General features: G+C 31.6%; 11 protein-coding genes. 9 read left to right on the top strand and 2 right to left on the bottom strand.

Going from position 1 to position 13,779, the window contains the following annotated elements; all coding sequences use genetic code 11:
* Window positions 1-288: 288 nt before the first annotated feature.
* Complete coding sequence (locus BW926_RS14615) at window positions 289-423, bottom strand: hypothetical protein (RefSeq protein ID WP_262484483.1); 135 nt, start codon at window positions 421-423, stop codon at window positions 289-291.
* 489 nt (window positions 424-912) lie between these two features.
* Between BW926_RS14615 and BW926_RS05025 the strand changes: the two genes are divergently transcribed.
* The 9 genes from BW926_RS05025 to BW926_RS05065 all read left to right on the top strand — a co-directional run bounded on the left by BW926_RS05025 (window position 913) and on the right by BW926_RS05065 (window position 12,509).
* On the top strand, window positions 913-1,752 hold the full coding sequence (locus tag BW926_RS05025) for a glycosyltransferase family 2 protein (protein WP_228403400.1): 840 nt from the start codon (window positions 913-915) through the stop codon (window positions 1,750-1,752).
* A 1,344-nt stretch (window positions 1,753-3,096) separates the two neighbouring features.
* Window positions 3,097-3,639 (top strand): YMGG-like glycine zipper-containing protein, encoded by a 543-nt coding sequence (locus tag BW926_RS05030; protein WP_076444799.1) that lies wholly within the window; start codon window positions 3,097-3,099, stop codon window positions 3,637-3,639.
* Window positions 3,640-3,695: 56 nt separating this feature from the next.
* Window positions 3,696-5,336: an LIC_10190 family membrane protein gene (locus BW926_RS05035; RefSeq protein WP_076444801.1), complete on the top strand. Its 1,641-nt coding sequence runs from the start codon at window positions 3,696-3,698 to the stop codon at window positions 5,334-5,336.
* A gap of 45 nt (window positions 5,337-5,381) precedes the next feature.
* On the top strand, window positions 5,382-6,452 hold the full coding sequence (aroC, locus tag BW926_RS05040) for a chorismate synthase (protein ID WP_076444803.1): 1,071 nt from the start codon (window positions 5,382-5,384) through the stop codon (window positions 6,450-6,452).
* A gap of 2 nt (window positions 6,453-6,454) precedes the next feature.
* Complete coding sequence (locus tag BW926_RS05045) at window positions 6,455-7,018, top strand: thioredoxin family protein (protein WP_076444805.1); 564 nt, start codon at window positions 6,455-6,457, stop codon at window positions 7,016-7,018.
* A gap of 167 nt (window positions 7,019-7,185) precedes the next feature.
* Window positions 7,186-7,725 (top strand): TlpA family protein disulfide reductase, encoded by a 540-nt coding sequence (locus BW926_RS05050; protein ID WP_083672262.1) that lies wholly within the window; start codon window positions 7,186-7,188, stop codon window positions 7,723-7,725.
* Window positions 7,726-7,803: 78 nt separating this feature from the next.
* Window positions 7,804-8,151 carry a YkvA family protein gene (locus tag BW926_RS05055; RefSeq protein ID WP_076444808.1) on the top strand — a complete coding sequence of 116 codons (348 nt, stop codon included), beginning with the start codon at window positions 7,804-7,806 and terminating at the stop codon, window positions 8,149-8,151.
* A 103-nt stretch (window positions 8,152-8,254) separates the two neighbouring features.
* Window positions 8,255-9,634 (top strand): orotidine-5'-phosphate decarboxylase, encoded by a 1,380-nt coding sequence (gene pyrF, locus BW926_RS05060; RefSeq protein ID WP_076444810.1) that lies wholly within the window; start codon window positions 8,255-8,257, stop codon window positions 9,632-9,634.
* An 85-nt stretch (window positions 9,635-9,719) separates the two neighbouring features.
* On the top strand, window positions 9,720-12,509 hold the full coding sequence (locus BW926_RS05065; RefSeq protein WP_083672263.1) for an aminopeptidase: 2,790 nt from the start codon (window positions 9,720-9,722) through the stop codon (window positions 12,507-12,509).
* Between the two features lie 404 nt (window positions 12,510-12,913).
* Here BW926_RS05065 and BW926_RS05070 read toward each other — a convergent pair whose 3' ends face one another.
* Complete coding sequence (locus BW926_RS05070; RefSeq protein WP_076444813.1) at window positions 12,914-13,720, bottom strand: M12 family metallopeptidase; 807 nt, start codon at window positions 13,718-13,720, stop codon at window positions 12,914-12,916.
* Window positions 13,721-13,779 lie beyond the last annotated feature (59 nt).

A 13,779-nucleotide genomic window follows, 5' to 3' on the forward strand; every position in this document is an offset into this window, starting at 1 on the left:
TATTTTATTATAAAAACCTGTTGTGCATTTTAAGTTTAATTAAAGGATATTACATCTACATTTGTTTTTACTTTTTTAATGAAATCGGAGATTCGACGCACAAATGCCTTTGTTTACCTTAGAAAACACAAAAAGACGAAGGATTGGGTTTTAATTTTTTAAACTAGTAAATAAAGTCGACCCATATAAGGTTTTTGTATTTTGGTACATGATATTAGGGGATAAAAGCATTTATCCTTTCCGAATAATTAAATTTCTATTGATATTTACCATAATAATCAAATTATCTTACCTCTTATTCCAACTGTTGATAAATGCAAAACCTAAAAGTCCTACCAAAACTACAACACCTACTATAAATATTTGCTGAACAAAATCAAAATCTGATCCTTGAATATTGGTAGATTCTACAACTAATACCATAATAATTATTTTTTCATAAATATAGAAAAAATATCAGCCTAAATAAATTATTTATAAAAAATATTACTAATTAGATGGAAAAATATAAACAATTAGATCAAAAATCAATAAAACAAAACAAAATAGATTAATTCATTATAGATCAGCTAAACTTCAAAAGAAATCAATTGTTTTTTAATTTTTATATTTACACTTATATACTCAATTTATGTTATGCAGTAATGTTTAACACCTACTTACACTTTACTATAAAAACACATTAATTTTTGTTTAAGAAATTAAATGAAGTCTTTGATCTTCAAATTAAAATGTATTTTTGATTTCTTAAACAAAACATAAAACTATTTAAAGTACGGATAGATATAAATTAATAAAACTTTTATAATTATATTTCTTAAAATATGAATTATATCTGAGAATTATTAAGGTATAAGTGTGTTTTTTTAATTTATGTTAAATATATTTGTTATTTTAATTAAATCATTAAAAGTGAATAAAGCATCTATATTAATTGCGAACTATAACAATGGTAAATACTTTAAAGATTGTTATGATTCTATTATCTCACAAAATTATGAAGATTGGGAGGTAATTATTGTGGACGATTGTTCAACGGATGATTCTGTAAATATCATCAAAGAATTAGTTGGAAATGACAAACGTTTTAAACTTTACAAAAATAGCATAAATAAAGGATGTGGCTACACAAAAAGAAAATGCGTTGAACTTGCAACAGGAGCTTTCTGTGCTTTTTTAGATCCTGACGACGCTTTGGCAGATCATTCACTTGAACAATCAATTGAAGAGCTTGAAAGAAATAACAAAATCGTAGCAACGTATTCACAACTGGTTTTCTGCGATGAAAAGCTAACTCCTAAAAATATATTTACTAAAATAAAGCAAGTTCATAACAATAAATATTTTTTCAATATCCCTATACAAATTTCAGCATTATTTGTATTTAAAAGAGATGCTTACCTTCAGACCAGTGGGATAAACCCGACATTGAAAAACGCTGTAGATCAGGATCTGTATTTGAAACTGCTCGAAATAGGAAATGCAAAATTCATTGAAAAAGTACTATATAAGTATAGACTTCATTCTAGCGGAATTTCCCAACGAACTTCTAAACAAAGTGCAAAGGATTCATTTGCAAAAGTAATCCACGAATCAATGAAAAGAAGAAGTCTTACTAAGATCAATAACCTTCCAGTTCCAGAAAATTATACAAATTCCGAAGAAATCTATAATCTTCTAACTTGTCAAACAAAGATCCTCTATAGATTAATGAATAAAATCAAAACGATTCTTAATTTTCCGATAATATAAAAATAAAAAGAGGCTGAAAGTTCTTCGGGGTAGGAACAACTATTCAAAAACAGATCCTGATGTCTCTTTTATGCGAATGGAAAAAGAGCACATGCGCAACACCCACTTATAGCTGCCCACAATCTTCAGTTCAGTATCGAGAATCATTTCATTGTTAACTACACCCTGCATCCTAATCCAGGCGGTCTAAAAAAGTACAATTCTCTAATGGAATCTATTCTTGATCTTGATTCTTCGGTATTGTTTCCGGTAAGTTGTTTTAGGGTGGTCTGGCCCAACCTGTTTCTTTATGCATATTACTATCACGAACACTCCCATAGTATCCATTGGAGTAGAGCTTGCTCCTGTAGAATCTGCAGACGTCAGAGTGTATATGTTATGGCAGAAGAATCGATTATTGTACTATTTTTTGTTTCCTCTTTATGATATGAAATTTTGAAATAAAATAAGCCCCCTTTTCAGGAGGCCGTAAAAACACAAATGATGAAAAAAATCTATTCAGAGTATTCTGAACAGAACTCTTTGATAGCTAAAAAGCTATTATATTTTCTTTTTATAATATTTTTCCTGTTCGGAAAATCATTATAAATCATTATCAAAATCTACAACTTCTCTTCTGGAGAATTTGAGAGAGCCCAAAGATAGTAAGCATTAATGAAAAAACAAAATTGTGAGCAATAAAATAAGCGAAAAGTCAAAAATTTCTTTAATAAAGTTTTCATGGTGTATTTGTGATAAACTCATAAATTATTTCAAAATAATATTAATAAAATATTTATATTAGATAATTTTAATGAAAAATTATCTAAAAATATAATTATATTAAATATAAAATACATTAATTGATCATTTATTTTACGATTATAAATTAAGCAATTATTATTTCTGGAGGTATTTTAATCTGCTAAAAACTATCTGAAACGTAATTGATCTTCTGTTTTTTTTAAAAAGAAACTTTATAATTTTTTTATTTTTCCACAAAAGTAATTTACTATATCAAAATAAATGATCAAATATTAATTCAATAAAAAGAAAAAATTAAAGATTTATAAATCAGTATAAATAATAACCAAAGAAACAAATAATATGAAATTTATTTATTTTTAAAGATTTGCACAAAAGATGATTTTATACATAATTGCACACCTAATCATTCATTCTAAATAGACAGTTAAGTTAAAATTATTATCAATCTCTATAAATACATTTCTAAGTAATTAATAAACAATACTTTATCATTATTTTTTTAAAAGGTTTTTATTTTTTAACGTTGATTAACTGTTTTTGGCTTTAAAATTGGAAATATTACTAAAATCAAGGTATTCCCTTATTAAAACTTGAGTTATGAAAAGTATAATGTTAGTAGGTATATTGTCTGTTTTTTTACTGACAGCCTGCAAAAAAGGTGATCAAGTAGTAGAAAAGTCTTTGGATCAACAAAAAATGGAGTTCCAGATGAGACAGATTGAAATAGAAAAGCAAAAGCTCGCAATCGAGAAAGAAAAGATGGTTTATGAAGCTCAAAAGAAAGCAGACAGCGTGGTGGAATCTCAAAAGGCAAAAACAGCCGTCATAAATAATTCAAAACCACAAGTAATAAGAGAAACTCATACTGTATACAGAGACAGACCAAGCCAGAGTTCCAACAATGGTACTTACATCAATAGCGGAAACAATACACCTCAAGGCACAACCCAGAAGAAAGGAATGAGTAAAGCTGCAAAAGGAACCATTATTGGTACAGTAGGTGGCGCAGCGGCAGGGGCAATCATTGCGAAGAAAAACAGAGGTCTTGGTGCTGTGATCGGAGGGGTTGTAGGGGGCGCAACTGGCTACACCATTGGTAGAGCCGGAGATAGGAAAGATGGCAGAGTTTCTGCTAAATAAAAAATATTTTTCACTATAAAATAGAAAGATTCCTTATTTTTAAGCAATCTTTTTTTATGATTTTAATTCTGATTTCAACGATTTTTATCTTTCCTGTTTTAATAGGTATAGGAAAAATTGCAGAAAATTTTTCCGGTATCTTATGTAAAGGAATTTCAGGAAAAATTTTACTGGGGATATTGGCCATCAGCGTAATATGGACAGTTGCTGCATTTTTTATTCCTTTAAATATAGTTGTTGAAATTCCCACGGTTATAGCAGGATTAATTTATTTTTTTAAAAATAAGCTGTATTGGGAATTATATCGATTTTCAAAAAAAGAATATTTACTATTTTTAGTAATTTCATTAATAATTTTCTTCTGTAGTTCATTTTATCCCTATATATTGGATCACTTTGGGTATTATATCCCCACAATAAAATGGCTTAATGAATACGGACTTGTGAAAGGGATTGCAAATCTGGATCTTACATTAGGGCAAATGTCTGTCTGGCACGTTTTTCAGGCCGGCTTTTCTAATTTTTCTGATCCTTTTTTGAGAATTAATTCAATTTTACTAATTATTTTTACCTTATATATAATAGAAAATAAAGCTTGGATCCACCTATGTTTTCTACCTGTTTTATTGCTGTTTTCACAGTCTCCTAGTCCTGATCTTCCGGTCGTTATTTTCTCATTAATTATGGTAAACGAAATCATGAAAGGAAATACTCGAATTTCCCTCCTGTTTACTTTTTCAGTATTTGTTTTTGCGATCAAGCCGACCATGATCTGGCTTCCGGTTTTAAGCTTTCTTTATTCTATTTTTATTATCAAATCAAATTTTAAAAATTTAATTCCGGGAATTTTAATTATTTTACTTTTTTTTATTAAAAATATTTACACCTTTGGGTATCCCGTATTTCCTGTTTCAATTATGGATTTTAATGTAAGCTGGAAATCCAATCCGGAAATATTAAGAACCTCTTCTCAATACGCAATCCAAAAAACCTATGATATGCAGTATTCTTATGAGGAAATTCAGAAATTTTCTGCTAGAGATTATATAAAAAACTGGCTGTTTTTGAACGGTATTAAATCAAAAATCAATATTCTTTTTGTTGTAAGCTTAATTATTTTCACTTGTTTTAGTCTGATTAAAAAAAACAAAATCATTAGCCTTATCTGTATTTCTTTAATCATTAAAAGTATTTTGGTTTTATTATTTTCGGCTCAGTACAGATTTTTTATTGATGTGTTTTTTGTAATCATTTTTGTTACTTTAATTCATATTTTTAATCAAAAAAGAGCTATTATTTGTTTTTCTATTTTAAGTATAATTTTCACAGGATTAATAACCTTCCCGAATATTCTTCAAACATATTTGCCAAGTTTTAAACTGGGAAATTTCATGGGGAAATTTGAAATAAAACAGCTATACAAACCTTCAATTTATGAGTATAACAAGTTTCAATTTTACAAAATCGGAAATTTAAAATTCAACGTTTCAAAAAAATATCCATATAATTTTGATACACAGCTCCCTTCCATTTCCGAAAGTTTCATTTATGATGATATTAAAGCAGATATTTTTCCACAAATGATTGATGAAAATAATATCAAAAAAGGATTTATCTGGAAGAAATTGGATATAAAAGAAAAAAAAGAAGCCGAAAACATTATCAATTCCATTAGCAATTCATATATACAGAAGTGAGTTCTAAGACGTTTTCATCTAAAGAAAAAGCCGTAAATTTGTGTCATGTTAAATACTCTAGGTAATCTTCTCAGCCTTACAACATTTGGAGAAAGTCACGGTCTGGCTTACGGCGGAATCATCAATAATTTCCCTGCAGGTTTAACGGTTGATTTGGATAAAATTCAACAGGAATTAGACCGTAGAAAACCGGGGCAATCCGCAATTGTTACTCAAAGAAAAGAAAGTGACACCGTACAATTCCTATCAGGGATTTTTAACGGGAAAACCACCGGAACTCCTATTGGATTCGTTATTGAAAACGAAAATCAAAAATCAAAAGATTATGATCATATTGCAAATACATATCGCCCTAGTCATGCAGATTTTACTTATGATCAAAAATTTGGTCTGAGGGATTATCGCGGTGGCGGAAAATCTTCCGCAAGAGAGACCATGAACTGGGTCGTTGCCGGAGCTTTAGCAAAACAACTTTTATCAAACATTGATATCAATGCTTATGTATCGTCTGTAGGTGAAATTTTCTGCGAAAAACCTTATCATGTACTTGATTTTTCCAAAACAGAAAGCAATGAAGTCCGTTGTCCGGATACTGAAACCGCAGAAAAAATGATTGAAAGGATCAAGGAAATAAAAAAAGAAGGCAATACCATCGGAGGAACGATTACCTGCGTAATCAAAAATGTTCCCGTGGGAATTGGTGAGCCGGTTTTCTCCAAACTTCAGGCAGAATTGGCAAAAGCTATGCTCAATATCAACGCTGCAAAAGGCTTTGAATACGGAAGCGGATTTTGCGGCGCAAAAATGACAGGAAAAGAGCACAACGATTTATTCAACAACGATTTTACTACAAAATCAAATCTCTCAGGAGGAATCCAGGGAGGAATTTCAAATGGCATGGATATTTATTTTCGTGTAGCCTTCAAACCTGTTGCTACCATTTTAAGGCCTCAGGAAAGCGTTGATAAAGAAGGAAATTCTACAATCGTCGAAGGAAAAGGGCGACACGACCCTTGTGTACTTCCAAGGGCAGTTCCGATAGTGGAAAACCTAGCAGCTTTTGTTTTAGCTGATTTATTTTTAATTAATAAAACAAGAAATATAAATAACTTTTAGTAATGGAAAATTACTGGGAAAAAAGCGTCTCTTTCAACAAGTATCTTGAAATTGGTAAACAAAGATTGGAACATCCTGTATCTCACCAAGAAATTGATTATAAACAATATTACAAACTGGGACTTCAGAGAATCGACAGGACATTAAAAAAATATATTCCGGATGAAAGCCAACTAAAAGAATTGGAATCTAAAAAGTTTGATGGAAAAATTTTAATCATTTCCGAGGTTTGGTGTGGTGACGCAAGTTCAGCTGTGCCTGCTTTAGTAAAGTTTTTTGAAGATAAAAATGAAGTGAAAATTTTCCTAAGAGACAACGATAAAAGTTTAATTAATCAATTTCTAACCAACGGAACAGAATCTATTCCGAAAGTTATTATCCTTGATAAAGATTTTAACGTAAAAAATTCCTGGGGGCCACGTCCAAAATACGGAAAAGAATTATTAATGAAATATAAAACTGCTCCTGAGGTATATACAAAAGATCAATTCTATAATGACTTACAGATATATTATGCTAAAAACAGGGGAAAAGATGTAATTCAGGAGATTTTGGAATTATTATAGTCTTTTTTATTCTCCGTTGGTCATTCTGTAGGAATCTCTAAGCCGGGATTGTTAAAACTCATAATTGCTTTGTTGAGATTCCTAAGGAATGACAAACTAAGTGTCTAACTTTCCTAAAAACTATTATCTGCCTTTAAGTTTAAAACTAATTTTTTATTAAAGTGAAAATGAAAAAAAATATAATTTATCTTGCACTGATTGCTATTATCGGAGTAATTGTATTTGTTCCGGGAGTAAAAGAAAAGCTACAGGACACTTTTTTCCCAATTGCTACTATTGAAAATGCTGTCCACATAAGTGAAGAAGATTACGATATTGATTTGCAAGGCATTAACGTCCCGGATACTAATCTTAGAAATTTCAAAAATAAAGCTGTTTTCCTGAATTTTTGGGGAACATGGTGCCCACCGTGCAGAAAAGAATGGCCATCTATTCAGAAACTATATGATACGCGAAAGGATCATGTAGAGTTTGTACTTATTGCCATGAATGACCAGGAAGACGCCATAAGAAATTTTTTAAAGGAAAACAATTACAATGTTCCGGTTTATATAGCTCAAAGTCCTATTTCTGAGAAAATTCTTCCAAAAGTTTTCCCTACTACTTATCTTTTGGATAAAAGTGGAAGAATCATCATTAAAGAAGATGCATCAAGAGACTGGAACACAGAATCTGTACATCTGTTTATTGATAATATCATTAAATAACTTTTAACTAAATTTTATAATTTATTGGTACAAAATTTGTGAATTTCAAAGGGTTAAATTATTAAAACTAAACACAAAATGAAGTATTCAAAATTAAATCTTGCAAAAGAAGCTATAAATCATAAAGGTTTTATAAAAAAAATACCTGACATATTCAGAATGGTGAAAATGTGGAGGAAAGGACAGTACCCAATGAAATCTATTGACATTATCCTGCCTATGCTGGGACTGTTATATATCATTTCACCTATTGATCTTCTACCGGAGGTCGCTGTGCCAGTAATTGGAGTTTTAGATGACCTTGCTGTTTTATCACTGGTAATTCCGAAACTTATCAAAGAAGTTGATAAATTCCTTCTTTGGGAGGCAGAGCGAAAGTACAGTGCTGGTGAAACGAAAGTTATCGACGCAGAAATAATAAAATAGAAATGCCATCCCATTAGGATGGTTTTTTTATGAATTGATTTTCACAATTCACCTTCACTCTTTCATATCATTTCCTTAAATTTGTAACATCTAATAAAAAATAATGGAAAGTAAAAAAGAATTCTTTTTGGAGTGCTACAAACTTGGAATTATTAAATTCGGAAGATTTACATTGAAAAGTGGTATTGAAAGCCCATTTTATGTAGATTTAAGACCATTAGCTTCTGATCCTAAAATCTTAAAAAATCTGGCTAATTATTTATTGGAAATGCTTCCCTTGGATAATTTTGATCTGATCTGTGGGGTTCCCTATGCCGCGCTTCCAATGGCAACAGCAATGTCTCTGGAAAGCTATATTCCTTTGATTATCAAAAGAAAAGAAGCTAAAGAATACGGTACAAAAAAAATGATTGAAGGTATTTACCAGAAAGGGCAAAACTGTCTTTTGGTAGAAGACGTTATTACTTCCGGGAAATCTTTGATCGAAACCATTACAGAAATTGAACAGGAAGACATAAAAGTTGCTGATATCGTAGTGGTCCTTGACAGAGAACAAGGCGGAAAGCAGCTTCTGGAAAACAAAGGATTCAGGGTGCATACACTTTTCAATATTTCGGAGGTTTGTGAAATCCTTCAGGAAAATGGAGAATTAACAGATGATGAAGTAACAAGAATTCAGAATTTTTTACAGGGAAATCATATTCAGTTTGAGGAAAAAACAAGATCTTCTTACAGACAGAAATTAAATACTGCACAACATTCCGTTTCTAAAAAATTATTAGAGACTGCTTTGGCAAAACAATCCAATTTAATAGCTTCTGCAGATGTTACAACCACACAGGAATTATTAGATCTCGCTGAAAAAGTAGGCCCGCATATTATCGCTTTAAAAACTCATATTGACATCATTTCTGATTTCGAATACGAAAAAACCATTACACCTTTGAAAGCTTTGGCTGCAAAACACAATTTCCTTCTAATGGAAGACAGAAAATTTGCAGACATCGGAAATACGCAGGAGCTTCAGTTTACAAGCGGAGTTTTCAAAATTACAGACTGGGCAGATTTTGTAACTTCTCAGGTGATCGGCGGTTTCGAATCTTTAGACTGTTTCAAAAATGTAGGTGTGGTGGCTATTATCGGAATGTCATCTAAGGGAACTTTAACAACGAATTCTTATAGGGAAGAAGCCTTAAAAGTAGCTTTATCTCACCCGAATGTCATCGGAGGGGTTTCTCAAAACCCGCTTCCGGAAGAAATGCTATTGTTCACGCCCGGTGTAAACCTTGCTGATTCAGGCGATGGTAAAGGACAGCAGTACAATACTCCTGAACATGTGTTCAAAACACTACATACAGACTTTATTATTGTCGGAAGAGGAATCTATAAATCTGAAGATCCGGAGCAGGCTGCTTTTACTTATAAAAACGAAGGCTGGAATGCCTATTTAAGTTCATTGGAAAAAAAAGTAATTCAAAGTTAATTTAAATCGGGCAAAGTCTAAACAAAATACATTATATTTGGCTCTTTATCACAGATAATTGAAAAGGATTAGTATTTGTTTTATTTTGTTTTGGGGAGTTGTTCAGGTTTCTGCGCAGAAAGACAGCATTTATATTGAAGCTAAAATTTCTACGGACAAAAAAACACTGAGCGTAAATCAAGAAATTGTTTATTACAACAATTCTGAGAAAGATCTTGCTACCGTAAAACTACTGAACTGGGTTTCCGCGTACAAAAAAAGAGGAACTTCCCTGGTATACAGAAAACTGGAAGACAGAAATACTGATCTGCACTTTGCCAAAAGAAATGAACTTGGTAAATTATTAAGCTTACAAATTAAGAATGTTGATCAGGAAATTCCCGTAAGCTCCATTTCTGATGAAAATTTTTTCCTTCCTTTAAAAGAAGTTTTAAAATCGGGAGAGAAAATCAAACTACAGCTGCAATATCAGATCCAGCTGCCTGATAAAAAATTTACGGGGTACGGAACTTCTGATGACAACATTGCATTAAAATATTTCTTTATTGTTCCGGATCGTTTTGATCCGGACAATATTTCCAAAAGAGATTATCATGATATCGAAGAATCTGTAAGCTTCAATACATTCTGGACAGTGAATTTTGATCTGCCTGTGAATTATTTTATTGAAAGCAATCTTCAGCAGTCCCAGATGAATTCATTTAAAGGTTATCTGGATTCTGATCCTGAATTTTTGATTTCTCACAGTGAATACTCTTCCATCAAGATCAATACTGCAGATATTAATACGGAAGTACAATTTGGGTATAATCTGAAGCCGGAAGAGAAGCAGAATCTGGAGTTTTATCTTCCTTTGCATTTAAAATTTATTAAAGAAAGCATTGGTTCTGTTCCTGAAAGAATTTTTATATCGGATAAATTCAGGGGTAAAGAAGATTTTTTCGGGAATAATGATATTACCTTCTGGAAATTCAGGTTCCAGCTGTTTAATGATGCAGAAAAAACTGATCTTGATTATTTTGGAATTATCGCCAAGAAGGTTCTGGACGAAAGCATTATTACGGATAAACAAGATAATCATTGGTTTAAAAATGGTCTGAAATCTTATCTTGAAATCCAGTATTTAAAGAAATTTTACCCGGACACAAAATTACTGGGCAATTTACCGGAGACAAAAGTTTTTGGCGTAAAGCCATTGAAACTATTCTATGCCTCAAAGGTAAAGCTGATCGAACGGTACGGCTTGGCCTACCAGTATATAATGTCTCAAAATCTTGATCAAAAAATTGATGAAAAATATACCGTTCTGAGTAATTTTAATGATATGGCGATCAGTAGTTTTGAAATGGGAAGTCTGTTCAATTATTCAGCTGATAAGATGGGATACGAAAGCTTTGATCATCTTTTACAAAATTTCATTGCAAAAAACACTGATAAAAAAATTGATCCTAGAGAGTTCATCAAAGAACTTGCAGAAAAAGATAAAAGAACAACTTATTTATCAGACTTTTTGGAACATAAAAACCGGGTCAACTTTAGGCTTAAACGATTTAAAAAAGAGAATGATTCTTTAAATATCAAAATTAACAAAAATACTTTCGCTGAAATTCCTGTAAAACTTCATACCGAAACGAGGGAAGGTGACAAAAAGGAATATTGGGTAGGAGCAGACGAAAATCAAAAGACTAAAACATTTTCCATCCCTACAGCAGGTATTTACAAAATCACCCTTAATGAGGATTATATCTTTCCGGAATCGAATTACAGAGACAATTTTCTATACGCGAAAGGTTTCTTTTCTAATACAAAAAAAATTAAGCTGAAGCTCATTAAAGATATTCCTAATCCTGAGTTTAATGAAATTTATATAAGCCCAAGAGTGAGGTTCAATAATACCTACGACAAATTTTTGATTGGGGTCAACTTAAAAAACCAGTCTTTTTTTGATCAGAAGTTTTTATATTCCTTCACTCCGACATACAGTACAGGAACGGGAAAGCTGACAGGTTCCGGTGCGGTTACCTATTCTGTTCTTCCGGCCGAAAGTATTTTCAGAAGCATTACTTTTGGAGCTTCCGGCTCTTATTTCCATTATGATTATGATCTGGCTTACCGTAAAGCTTCACTATATTCCAATTTAAATTTTAGAAAAAATCCGAGAAGTACAGTAAGTAGAAGCATTGGTGTTTCTTATAATTATTTTGAAAGAGATCTGAGCCCGGAAATGATTGCCAGCAATGATTATGATAAGTATAATCTTTGGAGCTTAGGGTATGGATATAATGACAGCCAAAGCATCCACGAAAAAAGTTTAGGTGTAAGCACACAATGGATGAAGTATTTTCATAAAATAACGGCAGAAGGTTTTTATCGTTGGGAGTTTGCTCCGAAGCAAAAACTCAGTGTACGATTATTCGCCGGATACTTTTTGAGAAATGAAACCAGGAATAATACATTTAATTACGGTATTTCAAGAGTTTCCGATTATTCTTTTTCCTACAATCTTTTGGGGCAAAGTGCTACGGGTGGGATTCTTTCACAACAATATATTCTTGCAGACGGAGGCTTTAAATCTTTTATCCCCGGAAGTGTCAACAAATGGATCACTTCTGTAAACGTGGATACAAGTGTCTGGAAAATTTTCCACGTGTATGCCGATGCAGGGATTTATGATAACAAAGGCCAGCCGACAAAGTTCATTTGGGATAGCGGTGTGAAAGTAAGAGTAATCCCTGATTTCCTTGAAATTTACTTCCCGATACAGTCTTCCCTTGGCTTTGAACCGGGATTTAAGGACTATGCAAAAAGAATCCGATATACTTTGGTTCTTAATTTAAATTCGATTATCAACGCTGCAAGAAGAGGCTGGTACTAAAAATAACTGACAAGACTGTAAAACTGTTAATCTAAACTTATATGTAAAAATTGTCAGTCTCACAATCTTTTAAAATCTTTTGTAAAGCTGACTCGTTATTGATGGTTCCTGTAACAATATAATTTCCTTTGGGAGATTTGTAACATCTAAATAATAAGCTGATTTTGTTGGAGATATTTTCTCCCCCGAAGTGTGTAATTTAAAAAGTTAGATTTGGATTTTGTAATCTAAGACTTTTTCAAATATATAAAATAAAAAGAACACAATGAAGTGCTCTTTTTATTTTATATCATGTTATTTTAAACCCTAAACTATATACTCTTAAAGTAAATTGTAGTGAAAAATAAAGTTTAAATTTTCTATTTTAATAGTAATTAAGCCTCTATATAGCCTTTTTATATTTATCAATCAGCCATACCATAAATTCTATGCACTTTCTTGATGTCATTTGGTGTTAATCCATAAGTAGGCCTTACCACTTCTTGACCATTTGCATCTGTATAAAAAGGCTTCTGATATTGATATTTTAGATAATCAGAAAGCTCTTGATTATTCCTAGGCCATGAACCATAAAGCATCACCGAATGCATATCAAATGGATCGAGGTCATCTATTACTTCTTCTATTTCTAGATTATACCTTATGGAATTAGCCAAGCTTTCGGAAAATGCACTTGCAATTACACTAAGATCTTGTTCATTTAAAACATTTTTCAAATAAGTATCTCTCAATGGTCTTTGGTGCTCATGTATCAGCCCTACAGTATGTCCAATTTCATGAATTATACTTTGTATATCACAAGTTGGGGAAAGTTGAATTGTTCCATCATGAATACTTGGCATTCCAGTAGTGGACCTACATCCAGATGCAGTAGGAATAATATTGACTTTTTGAACAGTACCATCATTTACATCCACAATGTTAAAATTTAATGATGTATTAGTATGCCATATATCTATAGCAGTGAGAATGTTATTTTTTTGTTCATTACTGAAATCAGGGCTAACAGATACATTAACGGTATTATTAGACCATAATCTAGTACCTGGTATAGTAACACCAACCGTTGCAATCCTCCTACTTCCTTTTGATTCTATTTTTGCTTTACCTGTTGTATGATTGGCTAGCTGATTATATAGTTTTTTTATCTCATTATTATTTATTGGAGATTGAAATATTTTTATAATATTTACATCTTCTTTAGGAATCAAAATATCATCGGAATAAAGAAAGTTATTAGCGTCTCCTTCTATATATTACAATAAATAGG

Source organism: Chryseobacterium sp. RU37D (assembly GCF_900156075.1).
Classification (GTDB): Bacteria; Bacteroidota; Bacteroidia; order Flavobacteriales; family Weeksellaceae; genus Chryseobacterium.